We start from the raw sequence: 17,308 nt of genomic DNA on the forward strand, positions 1-17,308 counted from the left end.
CATGACCAAGCTGACCTTCGCCGTGCTGCGTCGCCGGATGCGTTCGGCCAGCGCGCTGTCTCCGCTCGGCGGCGGCGCGGGGCTCGCGGCGCTGCTGCTGGTCGCGACCGTGCCGGCACGGGGCCAGGACGGCGGTGCGCCTAATCCCGTTGTCCCGGTCCCCGGTGGCGCGACGCATCTCGATTACGGCGCGAACGGCGTGCCAGTGGTCAAGATCGCAGCGCCGGACGCCAGAGGGACCAGCTACAACCGCTACCAGGCGTTTAACGTCGATGCGCGCGGCGTGGTGCTCAACAACAGCGACAAGATCGTCCAGAGCCGACTCGCGGGCTATATCGACGGCAACGCGCAGCTGAAGGCATCGGGCGGGGCGTCGCTGATCGTCAACGAGGTGGTGGCCGCCAATCCGTCGAGCCTGCGCGGCTATATCGAGGTCGCCGGCAAGACCGCCGATCTGGTGCTCGCCAATCCCTACGGCATCGCGTGCAACGGTTGCGGCTTCGTCAACGCGCCGCGCGTGACGCTGGCGGCGGCCCAACCGTTGGTTGACGGCGTTGGCGCGCTCAGCGGATTCCGGACGGCGACGGGTACGATCGACGTGTCCGGCAGCGGGCTCGACGCGACGAACGCGCGGCTCGACCTCTTCGCGCGCGCCGTCTCGATCAACGCCGGCCTGTATGCGGATACCGTGACCGCCAGCCTCGGCGCGGGCGACATCACGCGCGACGGCGACATCGTCGTGGTCGGGCAACGCACGGCAGCGCAGCCGAACCAGCCCGCTTTCGCGCTCGACGTCGCGGCGCTCGGCGGGATGTATGCGCGGTCGATCAAGCTGATCGGCACCGAGCGCGGGCTCGGCGTCAACGTCGCAGGCGATCTCGCCGGGCTCGAACAGGGCGTGACGCTGTCGTTCGACGGCAGGATATCGGTGCCCGGCGCGATCACGGCGAAGACGGCGGTCGCGATCGAGACCGCCGGTGCGCTCGACGTCGCCGGCCAGATCTACGGCGAAGGCACGACTACGCTGAAAGGCGCCAGCCTGGCGGGCAACGGCCTGATCGGCAGTGGTGGCGACCTCACGGTCACGACCGGCGCGCTGAGCAGCGGTGGCACGCTCGCCGCTGGTCTGACCCGTGACGGGCGTGTCACGCAGGCTGGCACGTTGCGCCTCGATGTCGGCGGGACGGCGGCGCTGACGGGGCGGGTGCTGGCGCGCGATGCCGTGTCGCTGACGGCGGGCAGCATCGTGAACCAGGGACTCGCGAGCGGCGGGACGCTGACGTTGCGCACCGCGACGCTCGACAATAGCGGCGGCACGATCGACGCGCTGACGGCGCTCGACGCGCAGGCGGGCGCGGTCGGCAATATCGGCGGCGTGATCCAGTCCGGCGGCGCGCTGGCACTCACCGGCAGCAGCTTGGCGAACGATCGTGGCGCGGTGCTGGCGCTCGGCAGCGATACACTGACGCTGGGCTTCACCGGCGTGATCAGTGGCAGCAATGGGCAGATCGGCGGCAATGGCGATGTGTCGCTCAGGGCGCGCGCGCTCGGCATCGACGGCGTGGCGGGCAGCATCACGGCGAGCAAGGCGCTCGATCTCAATGTCGACGGCGATTTCACGATTACCGGCAAGGGTCTGGTCGCGGGCGGCGGTGCGACGACGGCCAATGTCGGCGCGCTCCGCGTTATTGAAGGCGGCTTGCAAGGCGGCAGTGCACTGACCGTGCGCGCCGGCTCGGTCACGATCGGCAGCGGTGGCCAGGTTAGCGGTGGCAGCGTGACCGCTGACACGGTCGGTACGATAACGAACGCCGGCCTGGTGGCGAGCGCAGGACGGGTTGACCTAACCGTAGCGACGCTGACGAACACCGGCACGATTTCGGGCAATGGCGGCACGAGCCTGAAAGCTGCGGGGCTGGTCGCGCAGGACGGTCTGGTCGCGTCCGACGGCGCTATCGACATAAACGCAGGAGCTTTCAGCTCGCGTGGCGGCACGGTCGAAGCGGGTGGGGCGCTCGGCGTTTCGGCGGGATCGGTGGCGCTCGATCGCGCCAGCCTGACCGCGCTAGGATCGGGCACGCTGACGCTGGCGAGCCGGGGCGCCTTGACCGCAGCGGGAACGCGCATCGGCAGCAACGGCAACCTGGCGATCGGCGCCACGACGCTGGCGTTCACCGACAGCCGGATTACCGCGCTTGGCGCGCTCGCGCTCAATGCTACGACGGGCGACCTTGCGTTCGGTAGCGGCGCGACGATCGAGAATGGCGGCGACCTAACGCTGACCGCAACGGGCACACTAAGCCACGCCGCCGACATCGTCGGTCGCGGACAGAATCTGACGCTGCGCGCGGCGACGATCGATAACCGTGGGGGTGCGATCCTGCATCTCGGCACCGGCACGCTCGCGCTGTCGGGCAGCGATGCGATCGCCAACAGCGGCGGTCGGATCGCGACCAATGGCGCGCTGTCGCTGATCGCCGGCACGTTCGCCAACACCGGTGGCACGCTCACCTCGGCCGGCGGCGCCGGACTTACGATCGCCAGCGATCTGGCGAACGAGAATGGCCTGATCGCAACGGGCGGCGGCATCACGCTGCGGGCCGGTGCGACCCGTAACGCTGGAGGATCGTTCGAAGCCGCCGGCCCGCTGGACGCGCGTCTTACCGCGCTCGACGGCGGTACGTTTGTCGCGACCGGTTCGGCGGGAACGCTGACGCTCGACGTCCGCGATGCGATCAGCGGTTCGGTCCTGGTCGGCGCCACCACCGACGGCACCGTCACCGCGAGCTCGCTCAACCTTGCCAGCGGGTCGCGCCTGACGGCGGGCGGGATGCTAACGGTCGGCGCGCGCGACGGGGACATCGCGCTGGCGGGGGCACGCTCGATGCGGCAAAACTCAAGCTGACCGCCGCGCGTGCCATCCTCACGGGCAGTGGCGGGCTGATCCAGTCGACCGGCGTGACGACGATCGCGGCGGACTCGCTGACCACGAGTGGCGGGCGGGTTGTCGCGGGCGGCACGCTCGACGTGACCGCGAGCACGCTGGATAATCGCAACGGCTTGCTGGCGTCGGGCGCCGATGGCGCGACCGTCACCGTCAATACGCTGGCCAACGACCGCGGGACGCTCGGCGGCGACGGGTCGGTCGCCGTGGCGGCGACGAGCGTCGACAATGGCGCGGGCACGCTTGCTGCAGGCGGCGACCTGACGCTGTCGACCGCAAGCCTGGTCAACGCCACCGGCGGGCAGGTCTGGGCGGACCGCGATGCGCGGGTGACCGCAACGGGGACGCTCGTCAACCGCGGGAGCATCGCCGCCGCACGCGACTTGATCGCGAACGCGGGCACGCTCGATGGCGGCAGCGGAGTCGGCGCGGGCACGCTCGCCGGCGGCCGACTGCTCGACATCACGTCGGGCGGCGGCACGTTCGGACGGCTGGTCGCACCGACCGCGTTGACGCTCGGCATAGCCGGCGATCTGATCAACGCCGCCGGCGAGACGATCGCGACGCCGGGCGCGCTGACGCTCAACATCGGCGGCAGCTTCACCAACGCGGGCACGGTGCAGGGCGGCACCGCTATCGGGATCGCCACGGGGGATCGATCGCCAACCAGGCCGGCGGCACGATCGTCGCGCCGACGCTGACGCTGACGGCCGGCACGACGCTGGAGAACCAAGGGCTTATCAACGGCGGTGTGGTGACCATGAGCGCCGCACAGATCGCCAACGGTGGCGCGATCTTCGGCGACAGCGTCGCGCTGTCCGGCACGGGCGGCATCGTCAACGCGGGCGACAGCGCGGTGATCGCGACGCGGGGCGGACTCCTGGCGCTCTCGAGCGGCGGCGACATCGTCAACCGCGACGGCGCGCTGCTCTACAGTCTCGGCAATCTGGTCGTCACCGGCGTCGGCGGCACTGGCCGGGCAGGCTCGCTCCAGAACCTGTCCTCGGACATCCAGGCGCAGGGCGGCATCGCGATCGCCGCTACCCGCCTGCTCAACGATCGCAGCGTGTTCACGACCGAAGAGGCGCTCGTCTCCCGTCGAGACGTCGAGACGATCGACAACCGCAATCGGCGCAACCGGACCATAACCCAGTATCTGGAGACGATCACCGACACGAAGATCCTTGCCGACAGCGGGCAGGCGCGGATCATCGGCACCAATGTCACGATCGATGCCGACAGTGTCACCAACCGCCTGTCCACGATCAGCGCGGCGGGGGATCTCGGGGTCGGCGCCGCAGCCGTGACGAACACCGCATTTACCGGGTATTACACGACCAAGCAGGATGGCGTGATTCTGGGCCAGACGCGCAGCTGCCCATTCCTGTTTGGCTGCGGCAATTGGCGGACGCGAACGACGACGCCGCTCAATACCGTCGATGCGCAGGCGACCTTCACGACCCCGTCGACGATCACCGCGGGGGCACGCTGACGATCGATGCCGTCACGATCGACAACCTCGTCCTGACCCCGGATGGGAGCACCGCGGACATCTTTGCGGCGAGCGCGCGGCCCGGCAGCGTCACCGCGGGTGGCGCCGTCGCCGCCGTGACCACGGGAGCGGTCGTCGCACCCGGCAGCGCGCCTGGCGTGATCGCCGGCACCGCGATCGACCCGACCTTCGGCTTCGCGGTCAAGCCGCCGACCGACCGCGCGAGCGGCGGTGCGGGCAGCGCGACACTCGATCTGGGCGGACTGTTCCAGTTCGCGGGGGCGAGTTCGCAGGTGCTGGTCCAGGCGGATCCCCGGTTCAACAACTACGACACCTTCCTGTCGAGCGACTATTTTCTCGACAAGCTCGGCTATGATCCGTCGCGCGTGCAGCGCCGGCTCGGCGACGGGCTTTACGAGCAGCAGCTGATCGCGAACCAGCTCGTTGCGCTGGTCGGCGCGCAGCGACTGGTCGGCTATGGTGACAACCAGGGCCAGTATCGCGCGCTGCTCGATGCGGGCGCCACCTTCGCAAAGACCTATAATCTCGCGCTCGGCGTCTCGCTCTCGCCGACGCAGATGGCGACGCTGACCAGCGACATCGTGCTGCTCGTGGAAACTACGGTGCAGACCCCGTCGGGACCGCAGACGGTGCTCGCACCGCGCGTCTACCTGACCAAGGCGGCGGTCGGCGATCTCACCAGCGGCGGCGCGATCATCGCCGGGCGCGATATCCAGTTGCGCGCATCGGACTCGCTGACCAATGCGGGCGTCATCCGTGCTAGCGCCAGTGGCACGCTGGTCGGCGGCACGATCGTCAACAGCGGTCGGCTCGATCTAGGCAACCGCGGCATCGTCTCCGCGGCCGGCGACCTGATCGACCGGGGCGGTGCGATCACCGGTGGCGACCTGACGCTGGCGGCGGGCCGCGATCTGACGCTCGCCCCAGTCGCGATGACCCGCACCGTCGCTACGCGCTATTATGCCGGGCGTTCAGACCAGCAGGTCTCGCTGACGACGACCACCACCAATCGCGGCAGCGATATCGCGGCGACCGGGAACCTTGATCTGCTCGCGGGGCGGACGCTGTCGGTCACCGGCGCGAGCGCGGCGGCGGGCGGCAATCTGGTCGCCTCGGCGGGTCAGACCATTGCGATCGGTAGCGCGACCGACAGCGGCACATCGTTTGCGGTCGGCCGCGAAGGCAAGACGCTTTTCACGCAAACCCAGACCGAACGCAGCAATGTCCTGTCGGATCTGCGCGCGGGCGGCAATGTCACCTTGGCGACGCCAGGCGCGCTCGTGGTGAACGGCGGTACGGTCACTGCAGGCCGTGCGCTCGCCGTCGACGCGGGGAGCATCGGCGTGACCGGCGTGGTCGACAGCACGCAGCTGCAGCGCGACACGCAGAAGACCTCCGCGGCTTCCTGTCCTCGACCAAGACCACCACGGCCTATACCGGCACCGATCAGAGCGTCGTCGCCTCGACGCTGTCGGGCGACACGGTCGCGCTACGCAGCACCGGCGACACGCGGATCGCCGGGTCCAACGTGGTGGCAGACAACGGCGTATCGATCGCCGCGGGCGGCGCGATCGACATCGGCACGCTGACCGCGACCGACACCGAGACGCAATCGACGCGCGTCAAGAAGAGCGGACTGTCGATCGGCGGCGGCGGGCTGTTCCTCGGCGTCGCAAAGAACCGCAACGACGTCGACACCACCAGCATCACCAACACCGGCTCGCTGATCGGATCGACCGCGGGCGACGTGACGCTCGATGCCGGTCGCGCGCTGACCGTGACCGGCAGCCAAGTGACCGGCACCGGTCTTACCCGGCTGAGCGGCGAGAGCGTCGCGATCCGCAATGCGACCGACGTGACGACCACCGACACGCTCAACAAATCGTCGAGCATCGGCATCAGCGTCGGCGCGCAGAGCCCCGTGCTCAGCGGGTTGCAGGGCGTGCGCGATTCCGGGCGCATCCTTGGCAACGCCAATACGAACGCCCGGACCAGCGCAGTGGCCGGACTTGCTGGCGGGTTGGCCGCCTACAACGCCGCCGATGCGCTCAAGGGCGGCGTCACCAATCTCGCGGCGGTCGGCGTCAGCTTCGGCGTGTCGAGCAGCAAGGCGACCTCGAACACGCGCGACGAGACCAATGTCGCCAGCCGGATCGCCGGCAACGACGTGGCGATCGCGGCACGCGGTGCCGGCGCAGCCTCGACGATCGCGGTGCAGGGCAGTGAGGTCACCGCGGCGCGCAACCTGTCGCTGACCGCGCCGGGTGCGATCACGCTCACGTCAGGCTCCGAGACCGACACGCTTGAGCAACAGAACAAGTCCTCCGGTTTCTCGATCGGCGTCCAGCTCGGCTTGTCCGGTGGCGTCACCCCGAATGCGTCGTTCAATGCAGGCAAGGGAGCGCGAGCGGCACCGACGTGCGCCACGTCGAGAGCGTCCTCAGTGCCGGCAACGCGGTCTCGATCGCGACACCCGACGCGCTCACGCTGCGCGGCGCGCAGGTGATAGGCAACCGCGTCGACGTGAACGTGGGTTCGCTCGCGATCGTCAGCGAGCAGGACCGCGCAACCTACGCCGAGCGCCAGCGTAGTCTGGGACTGTCGGTCAGTCCCGGCACCGTCGCGGGCAACCTGACCTCTGGCCGCCAGACCGGCGACTTCGCCAGCGTGCGCGAACAGTCGGGCATCTATGCGGGGCAAGGTGGCTACGGCATCACCGTGGCCGGGAACACCAACCTTGTCGGCGGCGTGATCGCGAGCGACGCGGCAGCGGCACAGAATCGGCTCACGACGGGCACGCTGACCGCCAGCGATCTGGCCAACCGCGAACAATACAAAGCGAGCTCGCTCACCATCGGGGGCGGCATCGGCGGCGTCGGCAAGAACGCGAACGGCGAGGCGAAGGCGCCCGGCACGCCGGGAAGCGCCTTGCCGGGCATTCGCACGGGCATCGGCACGATAAGCGCGACACCACCGGTCGCGTTGGGGGCATCGGGCAAGCAGTCTGGCACCACCTATGCGGCGATAGCGCCGGGCACGATCGATATCACTTCCGGCGACACCGCCAGCCGCGCCGTGTCAGCGACGATCGGGCGTGACACGACAGGCGCAAATGCCGGTGCACTGACCCAGCAATACGACGCGAACAAGCGCGAGGAGATTTCTCTTGGCTTCGCCGCGGCCACTCAGTTGGCAAACCAGACCGGCACCTTCTTCGCCAATCGAGCGCGGGAGGAGGAGAGCCTGCGCGAGCAGGCCAAACGGGCTACCGATCCGGCGGACGCGACGCAGTTCACCAAGCGTGCGGACGCTCTGCGCGACACTTACGGAGCCGGTAGTGCCGTCCGACTGGTAGCAACGGCTCTCAATGGTGCGGCGGGCAGCAATGTTACAGGATCAATCGGCGCATTCGCGCAGGCGAGCGCGATCAACGTGCTGCAGGGGTTGGCGACGAGCGAAGTGAAACGCGTCGCCGACAACCTGGCCGGCAGCGGCGCACAGAGGAAACGGCGCGTGCCGCTTTGCAGGCCGTCGTCGGCTGCGTCGGCAGTTCGGCGGGTGGATCGGGCAGTTGTGGTGCGGCGGCACTGGGCGCCTCGGCTAGCGTGGTGCTCAACAACCTGCTCGACGCGGTAGCCGAACCGCCGCTCAGCGATCGCGACGGTGACGGCAGGATCGACCCGATCGATCTCCGCAACCAGCAGGCGCGCGCGGCCCTGGTCGGGACGCTGGTCACCGCGATTGCGAACGGAGCCGGGCTCAATACGCCCGCCGCCACCTTGGCGGCGACGATCGAAACGGAGAACAACCGCGACCTCGTCAGCAACGGCGTGCGGATCATCGACACGGTCGTGAAGCCTGGAGCGACCACTGCGGACTTCCTCCAATCCGTGTCTGCATTCCGACAGGCCGACCGCAAACACTGGAACGAGGCGCTGGCGCTGTTCGGGGTAACGAAGCCGAACTACTTGGCTTCCTGGCCGCCCCGGAGGGCGGCACCATCAATGACGCGGCGATCGCATACCGGGCGGAGTCGCTGGATATCGTGGCTCGTGGAAATGCGGACCTGCGCGCGTCGATCGAGGCAGGCCTTCGGACAGGCGCGATCGGTCTTGACGACTTGACGCGGCAGCGCAACGTCGCGGTCGCGTTCGACCGACTGCCGGACGAGACGAAGGCATATATCCGAGCAGACGTCGCTTCGGAGAGCAGTCGGGATCCGAACTTCCTTACGCGCCTGGGCGTGAAGCTTGTCGGATCCACAATGAGCGAGGATCAACTGCTCGACGCCGCTTTGGTTATCTACAGTGCTCGTTCCACATACGGCAACGCCGCTGGCGGGGCAGCCGATAGCATCGGCACGGCGTTGGCGCCGATTGGCGCATTCCTCAGCGACGCGGCGCTGATTGGCTCGGCAGTCGACGAGAACGGACAGCTTACGCCCTACGCGCAATCCGTCGATGGGCAGAGGTCTATCGCGGATGCCAACCGACGCATGGCGCTGCGAGGTGATACCGTCACAGGCATACTGGGCGGCGCCGTCAGCGCAACTGCCGACTTCGCCGCCGCATTCTCTCCGGCGCCGAACATCGATCCCGCAACGGGCATTCCATTCCGTTCACTAACCAAAGCGGAAGCTGCCTACGAAGCGCGCAAGTCGGCGCTTCAGACCGAGTATCTCGACACAGCGGTTCGAACGGTTCGGGATATCCCGGCGACGCTCGCCGGCTCTGCCGCCCCCTTCGTCGACGCATGTCTCCTCGGGTTGGGTGACAACCGGACTTGCGGGGCCGCGGGTGCGAACCTAGGCATGAGCATAGCGGTCGGCGTCTCGAGCGATGGGCTCGGGATCGCGGGCCGTGGTCTCGGGGCCGCAGAAGCTGCCGCGATCAATCGCACCGCCATCGACGCACTGTCGCCTTCTAGCGCGAAGCTCGTCACGACGGCTACGGGCGCTGTGGACAGTGGAACGGCGGCGGCCGCGGAAGCAGTAGGAAACGTGAGCACCAAGCCTAAGTGGCTTCAGGATCTCGATGCAGGTAACGATTTCAACAGGGTTCAAGCGCCGAACTATCCATACAATGAGGTATATCTGAACAGGCCGGACGGTAAAGGTTATTACCGGCTTGACTCCTATAATCCAAATCTTGGTGAAATTGTCTCTCGTAAGTATACTCAGCTATCCGAGGTTCAAGAAAAGACTGCTGTTGCATATATTAATGAAATAGAAGCAAAATATCCGGTCGGGGCAACGGTTGCTTCAGTTCCATCGAGCAAGACTCTAGGGGTGTTACCTTGCAAGGTCAGTATATATTGGAGGTTCCAATTCAGTCTAAGCCCATTCCCCAAGGTGTGCTTGACGCGGCGCGAAAGGCAGGTGTATCGATCCGTGATATTTCTGGACACGTGTACCCATGAAAAAACCCGTAACATATTGTAAGTCTTGGTTCCGTGCGATGAAGCAGCCGACGGAGGTCTGGTCCGAGAAAGATGCAAATTCAGCGCATGACAACAAGACATTATACGGGGTAGTAGTTGGACCCGTCGATCATCCATTTTGCTTTATCGAAGTGAACAGGGGTTTTGTCGGGGTGGGATTTCTCGATGAGCTTTCTAGGGAAACACTGTATTACGCGTTCAAGGAGGTGAGGGAAGGAACCCTGTTCCTCGGAATGGCAACCTACCGAGATTATGTCGGTAATACGGACAAGGTGGCAAGCGGGACAACGTATATATTTGACGAGAGTGGCGCCGTTAGCATCCAGAAACAGACCTTCAATCCCTTAAAGACCGAAAGCTCAGCTTCATCTTGCGACGTGGCCAAGAACTACGCGACTTGGCCCGAGTTTGGCCGCTACGATGATTTGATAAAGGTCGAACGCGGTTGAGTCGCGTTTTGTTGGCATCTCCGGCGCCATACGACGAATGCATCCCATCAAGACAAATCTAAGTCTGGTCGATTGATGACATTACCGGACTGTAGCGAAACCACGCAATCCTATCGGCTGGCAACGACCTTAAGTGTTTCTATCGCCTCGATCGGTGATAATCGTCCGAGGGTTGCATGAAAGGGCGGCTTTGATTGACCGTTAAGGGCCGGGGAAGGCCTTGCGGGCTAGACTTCGCTCAACAGTGGCATGGGGTCACACGCCCGGAGCAAGCGACTTGTCTGCAACTTACGCTGAAGGCGCTGGCGATCGTGTTGCTCTACGGGGAGGATGGATTCGATTCGTTCGAAACGCGCCGCTGATGCTGTTGCGGTAGCGTTGTTCTGTGTCGTTGCGGTGCGCATCCGCTACTTCAAGAACGCCTAAGCCCAGACATTCGGATCGTGAATAGAGTAACCGCCGGAACCGCCTGCTACTGGTGGTTCGCCCTCGCTGCCCGCGGGCCGAGGCGGAAGACGTAAGTAGAAAGCAAGAACCCGCACCGTCCGGCATAACTGTATTACCCTTTTTCCGAACGATAGAGCAGCCAAAGATTGTCGCTGAGAGGTGGCCGCGGCTGGCAAGCGGGACTGCTCAAAGGCTTGCATGATGACCATTCCACCTTCTAATATTGCACAACGTCGATCCCCCGCGCAGATCGCTCCCATAGAACCTTCCGTACTCTTAGTTTGTGCACTACCGGAACAGGTCTGCCCAGCGCCGCCTTCACCCCGGCGCACCGCGGCTATCGTGCACGCGTTTGGATAAATGATACCGGTCAGGCGTCCTAGTCCGACGACCGAAAGTTTGCTGATATGGGCACGGCGTTGGTCCGCCGCCATATCTTCTAGGTATTCACAACTGCACGCCAAGCCGGCGCATTAAGGCGCAATAGCCGACGCTGCGAGCAGGGTATGGGAGAAACGCATTCGGTCAATCTACATCGATGCTAGTCGCAGGCAATGTCCGCTTTCCTTCCCCATACCGCCATTCCGCTTGCGCCCAGCCTAGACCATTGGGGACCTCACTGGCTGTGCCTACCCAATCGGCTGCGTCCCTGCAAAGGATCGGAAGCAAGGGCCCTGACACACTATACGAGCTGGATATTCGTGGATCCAACCGACGTCGACGTTGAAAAAATAAAAAGAAAAAACCTTTCTTTGTAGGAAATTATTCTCCAGTAGGATGCGTATGGCGCTGCCCGACAATCACCAAGCCCTTCAAATGACCCGTCAGCAACTTAGCGTTGCGATTGGCGTGAATGGCGAAACGATCGCCTACTGGCTAAAAGAAGGACTCATTTTCGCATTAGGCGACCAGAAGCTTGGGCGCGGCAACCATCGCCGCTTTGGGTATGAGGCTGTCCACATCGCTGCGATTCTCGCCGAACTAAGTCGTTACGGCATGAACACGACGGGGTTGCGTAATCTCTCATCACGATTGTGGCGTGCTGTAGAGTTGGGACGTCTTCACCCTGATTTTACCCCGATTGACTTCATGTGTTGTAAGAACTTGCTTATGGGAAATGATTTCGCTGTGCGGGGCGAAAATGTTCCGGACATCATGAGCATCGATCTGGCGCTAACGCGCGATGACAATGACGTTGAAAATGAAGTTTACCCGATCGGCACTCCAGGTCCACGCCATGTGAAGATGATGGAATGGTTCAGTATTGATGCTGCTCGATTGCTGACCGCTTACGCAGATCTTATGAGTCGCGACATTTTTTCACGATGTCCCGAAATGGTTTGTAAGCGCGAACTCGAAAGGATCGATCGAGTTCATATTAGAGGACGATCCTTCTGGGGACGATGTTGAGGGGCGTGCTAGTTATATATGCCTTGATATCAAGGAAATCGTGAACCGAGCTTGGTTCAGCTTAACTGATCAGTGAACCGGGCTGACAGGGTGGTCGAAACACGCCTGCCAGCCCTCACCACGGAAACCCGAGAGGAAACCCAATGGCTAACAATGCTTCTAGCAGTTTTCATACCGATCTGCAGCCTTCAACATCATTCGCCGGATTGGGCGTTCCGCTGCCTGCAACGGTCATACTTCGGCTGCCCGCCGTTAAACAGCGCACGGGGCTGAGTCGTGCTACCATTTACCGCAAAATGCAGTCACTCGAGTTTCCCGCTGCGAAGCGCCTAAGCACCAATTGTGTAGGGTGGGTTGCTGCCGAGGTGGAGGCTTGGCTTGCCGATCGCGCTCCTGCCGGGGCGCGGTCATGAGGACAAGCTCAGGGGGTATCGTTGGGGGTATCGGTGCTACAAGCATATTTAAAAACCGTATTATTTCAGATGTATCTGCTAATGAAACCGGCGGACACCCTCTCCGCCAATTACTTGCTGACATCGTTAGATAAATCCCCACCGGGCGCCCCGCGCTCGACTGTGGATCGCGCCTGGCCGGCAATATGAGCGGGTCGCGGGGAAGCCCTCGCTGCTCTGGGTGATGCGCACTCGCTCTCATGGCCACGCGCGTCGTTCTGGCGAAAGTCAGGCGCGAAAGTAACGCGCACAATTCTATTTGGCTCCGGGTCCCGACTTTCATCAGGATGACAGCCCGATATTGTCATCGAACGCCAAAGCCAGAGATGTCGTAAAGTATAGGCCGGGCCAGAAACCCTGCCGGACAAGCAAACGCCCGGACCGTTGCCGATCCGGGCGCCTGCGTGACGATCGCTCGTCAGCCCCCATTTTTGTGCTTTCGCTCAGCACCTTTGGTGCGGCGTAAAAGCAGTCCCCGAACCACGGCCGTTGCCTGTGTCTCAGCGAGGTTTTTGCTAGTTATGTGAGCGGGCTTTGTCACGGTATTTGCGCGTGCGCCGGCACGATTGGATAAGCCCTGTGGCGATTACGCAACATACCAATCTAGCTATCGGCCGAGATCATGCCCATGACGCCGCGATCCCCGCTCCCTCCACGCGCGGGCGCAACCCCGCCCGCCGTCTCGCACGTGTTGCCTCGCGGGGGACGCGTCCTAGAGCCGGGGGCATAGTCTCCCTAACGATCGAACCCGGCCGCCCATGATCCTGTCCCGCTACGAACGGATGATAGCCCGTCGCTATCTGCTGCCGGGAAAGGGCGAGGCGTTCATCTTCCTTGTCGCCTCGATCAGCCTGGTCGCGGTGATGCTCGGCGTCGCCGCGCTCGTCATCGTCATGAGCGTCATGAACGGCTTCCGGGCCGAGCTGTTCGACAAGATCGTGGGGCTCAACGGCCATGCCGTCATCCAGCCGATCGGCGGACGCGGGCTGCCGGACTGGCGCGAGATCGTGAACCAGGCGCGGGCGACGCCAGGCGTCACGAGCGCGCTGCCGCTGATCGAACAACCGCTCGCCGCCACCTATAACGGTCGTGCCGAGGCGGTGCTGGTGCGCGGCATGCGCATCGGCGACATTCGTGGCAATTCGACGATCCGCAGCAAGGTGCTGATGGGCTCGCTCCAGTCGATCACGCCGGGCAGCGGACGCATCGCGATCGGCTCGCGACTCGCCGAATCGCTCGGCGCGCAGGTCGGCTCGGACATTTCGCTGTTCAGCCCGCAAGGACAGACGACGCCGTTCGGCACCGTCCCGCGGATCGTCAGCTATACCGTGGCCGCGATATTCGAGATCGGCGTCTATGATTACGACAAGGCCTATATCTTCATGCCGATCGAGGACGCGCAGACGCTCCTCCTGATGGGCGATGCGGCGGGCATGGTCGAGATCAATACGGTCGACCCGGACAAGGTCGGCGAAATCCTGAAACCGCTCGGCGACAAGATCGGCGGGCGTGCGGTGATCGCCGACTGGCGGACGATGAACGCACAGCTGTTCGAAGCGCTCGCGGTCGAGCGGGTGGCGATGTTCACCGTGCTGTCGATCATCATCCTGGTCGCGGTGTTCAACATCCTGTCGTCGCTGATCATGCTGGTCCGCGCCAAGACGCGCGACATCGCGATCCTGCGCACGATGGGCGCGACGCGCGGCTCGATGATGCGGATCTTCATCGTCGTCGGCACCACGATTGGCGCGCTCGGCACGGTCGCGGGGCTCGTGCTCGGCTTTATCTTCCTGTTCTACCGACAGGGCGTGGTGAACTTCGTCCAGCTCGTCACCGGCCAGAATCTGTGGGATCCGTCGATCCGCTATCTGACCGAACTCCCGTCGAAGACCGACCCCGTCGAGATCATCGTGATCGCTTTGATGGCGCTGATCTTCAGCTTCCTCGCGACGCTCTATCCGGCCTGGAAAGCGGCGAGTACCGACCCCGTGCAGGTGCTGCGTTATGAATGAAGGCCTCAAAATCGATCGCCAGATCGAGAAGTTCGACGATTACGTCCTCCAGACCAGCGGACTGACCAAGAGCTTCACGCAAGGCGGCGCGACGATCGACGTGCTCCGCGGTGTCGACCTCGCGATCGCACCGGGCGAGATCGTCGCGCTGCTGGGGCCGTCGGGCTCGGGCAAGTCGACGCTGTTGCAAGCCGTCGGGCTGCTCGAGGGCGGCTTTCAGGGATCGATCAGGATCGCCGGCACCGAGGCGGCCAAGCTCAACGCGCATGAGCGCACCGTGGTGCGTCGCGACAGCCTCGGCTTCGTTTACCAGTTCCATCACCTCCTGCCGGACTTCAACGCGACCGAGAACGTCGTCCTCCCGCAACTCGTCCACGGCGCCACGCGCGCCGAGGCGGACCGGCGGGCGGCGGAGTTGCTGACCCAACTCGGCCTCGGCCACCGCCTGACGCATCGCCCGAGCCAGCTCTCTGGCGGCGAGCAACAGCGCGTCGCCGTCGCCCGAGCACTCGCCAACAAGCCCGCACTGGTGCTGGCCGACGAGCCGACCGGCAACCTTGACGAGCATACCGCCGACATCGTCTTCGCCGAGTTCATCCGCCTGGTCCGCGAACAAGGCACCGCGGCGGTCGTCGCGACGCATAACGAGCGGCTCGCGGCGCGGATGGACCGCGTGTTGCGCCTGCACGAGGGACGGCTGGCGTGACCTGGGGCGAGACGCCGACGCTCACCGGGCGTCACGTCACGCTCCGCCCGCTGGTCGCCGACGACATGGACGCGCTGGTCGCGGCGGCGTCGGCGGACAACCTTGGGACACGTTCTACGCGAACGTGTCGATGATGAAGGCACCCGACCGCTGGCTCGCTGCGGCGTTACGGGAGCAGGATTTCGGGCGGGCGCGGCTGTTCGCGGTGGTGGCTGGCGGCACCGTCGTCGGCACAACGCGCTTCATGCGGATGAACGCGGCGCACAAGCGGCTCGAGATCGGCGGCACCTTCTATGCCAAGTCCGTGCAACGCACCGGCGTCAACACCGAAGCCAAGCTGATGCTGCTAACCCACGCGTTCGACGCGCTAGGGCTGCGAATGCGTCCAGATCCGCACCGATTCGCTCAACAAGAACTCCCAGCGCGCTATCGAACGCCTCGGCGCAAAGCGCGACGGCGTGTTGCGCGGGCATCAGGTGATGGCCGACGGCCGCTTGCGCGACACCGTCGTCTACAGCATCCTCCGCCACGAATGGCCGGGCGTGCGCCAGAACCTGGCGTATCTGCTGGCCCGACACGCCGCCTGACTGCCCGCCTGACTGGAAGCCCCGCCTATGACCGCGATCACCGACTTCACCGTGAAGACCGCCGACGGCAGCGCGGCGTCGCTCGAACCCTATCGCGGCAAGGTGCTGCTGATCGTCAACACCGCGTCGAAATGCGGCTTCACCCCGCAGTATGAGGGGCTGGAGGCGCTCCACCGCGACTATGCCGATCGGGGTTTCGAGGTGCTCGCGTTTCCTGCAACCAGTTCGGCGCACAGGAGCCGGGTGACGCAGCGGAGATCGCGAACTTCTGCACGCTGACCTACGACGTGACGTTCCCGGTCTTCGCGAAGGTCGACGTCAACGGGGCAGCGGCGGACCCGCTGTTCGAGCGCCTGAAGTCGGACGCTCCCGGCGTGCTGGGGTCGAAGGCGATCAAGTGGAACTTCACCAAGTTCCTGATCGGGCGCGATGGCACCGTCCTCGATCGCTATGCCCCAACGACCAAGCCGGACGACATCCGCAAGGATATCGAAAAGCTGCTCTAGCACCCTATGCAACCACCCCGGCGAAGGCCGGGGCCCAGCTGGAAAGGTGGTCGTGACGAAGCGCATACCTCAGTTAGCAACGTCCCCCAACTGGGCCCCGGCCTTCGCCGGGGTAGCGTCTATGGGGGCGCGCTACGGGCACCAAAAGAGCTTGTTCCCCCGCGAAGGCGGGGCCCAGACTGGACTCCCGCCTTCGCGGGAGAACACACTAGCAGGTCACACCGAAAACGCCGGCGCGCCCTTCTTATGCGCCAGCGCCGAAGCAACCGAAGTCACCCCACCAAACAGGAAGCTGATCCCCAACACATACCCCGGCAACGTCAACGCCGACCAAGGCAACGTCGCCAACACGATCACCGCCAGCACGATGTTCACCACCCCCAGCGCGATCATCAACCCCTTTCCCCGACGAAACCGCGCCCCAAGCCCGATCTCCAACGCGCCACGAACACCAAGCCAAACCGCAATCAGCAACGTCAGCGAAATCGCCCCGGTCGCGGGCTCGAACGCCATGATCAGCCCGATCACCAGCGATACCAGCCCGAACCCGATCGCATAGCCGCGCCCCTCATGCCCCTTGCTGGCAAACCCCGACACGATCGACACGATCCCGGCCGCAATGAGAAACGCCCCGATCACCAGCGTCGCCGCGTAAGTCGCGGAAAACGGCGACGCGAACGCCATGATCCCGAGCACCACCGACAGCACGCCGTAAGCCAGGATCCACCCCCAGCCAGCGCCTGCCCGCGGCGTCCCCGCCGCCGTGGTTTCAGTCTCGGCAAAGCGCCCGCGTGGATCGGTCATGATAAAGCTCCCAGAAGTCCCCGCCGCAACGGCTCGTCG

At 64.7% G+C, this 17,308-nt stretch carries 14 protein-coding genes and 3 pseudogenes; 16 read left to right on the forward strand and 1 reads right to left on the reverse strand.

Features of this window, described 5'->3' with window-relative positions; genetic code table 11:
* Window position 1 precedes the first annotated feature (1 nt).
* From AC0IX7_RS20145 to AC0IX7_RS20220, 16 genes and pseudogenes are all read left to right on the forward strand, one after another.
* Window positions 2–2,905 (forward strand): two-partner secretion domain-containing protein, encoded by a 2,904-nt coding sequence (locus AC0IX7_RS20145; protein ID WP_471813634.1) that lies wholly within the window; start codon window positions 2–4, stop codon window positions 2,903–2,905.
* Window positions 2,906–2,958: 53 nt separating this feature from the next.
* The gene (locus tag AC0IX7_RS20150) at window positions 2,959–3,645 is read left to right on the forward strand and encodes a hypothetical protein (RefSeq protein ID WP_471813636.1); all 687 of its coding nucleotides are present in this window, start codon (window positions 2,959–2,961) and stop codon (window positions 3,643–3,645) included.
* Window positions 3,646–3,704: 59 nt separating this feature from the next.
* Entirely contained in the window at window positions 3,705–4,436 is a 732-nt protein-coding gene (locus AC0IX7_RS20155) for a hypothetical protein (protein ID WP_471813638.1), read from the forward strand.
* 1,489 nt (window positions 4,437–5,925) lie between these two features.
* Window positions 5,926–8,093 (forward strand): annotated as a pseudogene (locus tag AC0IX7_RS20160) (hemagglutinin repeat-containing protein).
* On the forward strand, window positions 8,063–8,581 hold the full coding sequence (locus AC0IX7_RS20165) for a hypothetical protein (RefSeq protein ID WP_471813639.1): 519 nt from the start codon (window positions 8,063–8,065) through the stop codon (window positions 8,579–8,581). The pseudogene AC0IX7_RS20160 and the gene AC0IX7_RS20165 overlap by 31 nt, the downstream one beginning before the upstream one ends.
* A complete protein-coding gene (locus AC0IX7_RS20170) occupies window positions 8,578–9,897 on the forward strand; it encodes a hypothetical protein (protein WP_471813641.1) in 1,320 nt (439 codons plus the stop codon). Before AC0IX7_RS20165 ends, AC0IX7_RS20170 begins: the two co-directional genes overlap by 4 nt.
* Window positions 9,898–9,913: 16 nt before the next feature.
* Entirely contained in the window at window positions 9,914–10,345 is a 432-nt protein-coding gene (locus AC0IX7_RS20175; RefSeq protein ID WP_471813642.1) for a hypothetical protein, read from the forward strand.
* A gap of 1,224 nt (window positions 10,346–11,569) precedes the next feature.
* Window positions 11,570–12,202, forward strand: a complete 633-nt coding sequence (locus AC0IX7_RS20180; RefSeq protein WP_471813644.1) for a MerR family transcriptional regulator — start codon at window positions 11,570–11,572, stop codon at window positions 12,200–12,202.
* Between the two features lie 143 nt (window positions 12,203–12,345).
* Complete coding sequence (locus AC0IX7_RS20185; RefSeq protein ID WP_471813645.1) at window positions 12,346–12,615, forward strand: helix-turn-helix transcriptional regulator; 270 nt, start codon at window positions 12,346–12,348, stop codon at window positions 12,613–12,615.
* A 797-nt stretch (window positions 12,616–13,412) separates the two neighbouring features.
* Window positions 13,413–14,666, forward strand: a complete 1,254-nt coding sequence (locus AC0IX7_RS20190) for a lipoprotein-releasing ABC transporter permease subunit (protein WP_471813647.1) — start codon at window positions 13,413–13,415, stop codon at window positions 14,664–14,666.
* Window positions 14,659–15,372 carry an ABC transporter ATP-binding protein gene (locus AC0IX7_RS20195; protein ID WP_248522956.1) on the forward strand — a complete coding sequence of 238 codons (714 nt, stop codon included), beginning with the start codon at window positions 14,659–14,661 and terminating at the stop codon, window positions 15,370–15,372. The genes AC0IX7_RS20190 and AC0IX7_RS20195 overlap by 8 nt, the downstream gene beginning before the upstream one ends.
* Entirely contained in the window at window positions 15,369–15,506 is a 138-nt protein-coding gene (locus AC0IX7_RS20200) for a hypothetical protein (protein ID WP_471813648.1), read from the forward strand. Before AC0IX7_RS20195 ends, AC0IX7_RS20200 begins: the two co-directional genes overlap by 4 nt.
* Window positions 15,506–15,691 (forward strand): annotated as a pseudogene (locus tag AC0IX7_RS20205) (GNAT family N-acetyltransferase); the annotation flags it as partial. The gene AC0IX7_RS20200 and the pseudogene AC0IX7_RS20205, both read left to right, overlap by 1 nt.
* Window positions 15,692–15,830: 139 nt before the next feature.
* Entirely contained in the window at window positions 15,831–15,959 is a 129-nt protein-coding gene (locus AC0IX7_RS20210) for a hypothetical protein (protein WP_471814004.1), read from the forward strand.
* A gap of 27 nt (window positions 15,960–15,986) precedes the next feature.
* Window positions 15,987–16,258, forward strand: a pseudogene (locus tag AC0IX7_RS20215) (glutathione peroxidase); the annotation flags it as partial.
* On the forward strand, window positions 16,247–16,465 hold the full coding sequence (locus AC0IX7_RS20220) for a hypothetical protein (protein WP_471814006.1): 219 nt from the start codon (window positions 16,247–16,249) through the stop codon (window positions 16,463–16,465). The pseudogene AC0IX7_RS20215 and the gene AC0IX7_RS20220, both read left to right, overlap by 12 nt.
* Before the next feature lie 216 nt (window positions 16,466–16,681).
* On the opposite strand, the gene AC0IX7_RS20225 is transcribed toward AC0IX7_RS20220, so the two are convergent.
* A complete protein-coding gene (locus AC0IX7_RS20225) occupies window positions 16,682–17,269 on the reverse strand; it encodes an HdeD family acid-resistance protein (RefSeq protein ID WP_471813650.1) in 588 nt (195 codons plus the stop codon).
* Window positions 17,270–17,308 lie beyond the last annotated feature (39 nt).

Source organism: Sphingomonas sp. AC411 (genome assembly GCF_979253035.1).

Coding starts and splice junctions, on each gene's coding strand:
- AC0IX7_RS20190 (WP_471813647.1), top strand. CDS start 13,413: ATGATCCTGTCCCGCTACGAACGGATGATAGCCCGTCGCTATCTGCTG.
- AC0IX7_RS20145 (WP_471813634.1), top strand. CDS start 2: ATGACCAAGCTGACCTTCGCCGTGCTGCGTCGCCGGATGCGTTCGGCC.
- AC0IX7_RS20175 (WP_471813642.1), top strand. CDS start 9,914: ATGAAGCAGCCGACGGAGGTCTGGTCCGAGAAAGATGCAAATTCAGCG.
- AC0IX7_RS20180 (WP_471813644.1), top strand. CDS start 11,570: ATGCGTATGGCGCTGCCCGACAATCACCAAGCCCTTCAAATGACCCGT.
- AC0IX7_RS20185 (WP_471813645.1), top strand. CDS start 12,346: ATGGCTAACAATGCTTCTAGCAGTTTTCATACCGATCTGCAGCCTTCA.
- AC0IX7_RS20195 (WP_248522956.1), top strand. CDS start 14,659: ATGAATGAAGGCCTCAAAATCGATCGCCAGATCGAGAAGTTCGACGAT.
- AC0IX7_RS20155 (WP_471813638.1), top strand. CDS start 3,705: ATGAGCGCCGCACAGATCGCCAACGGTGGCGCGATCTTCGGCGACAGC.
- AC0IX7_RS20225 (WP_471813650.1), bottom strand. CDS start 17,269: ATGACCGATCCACGCGGGCGCTTTGCCGAGACTGAAACCACGGCGGCG.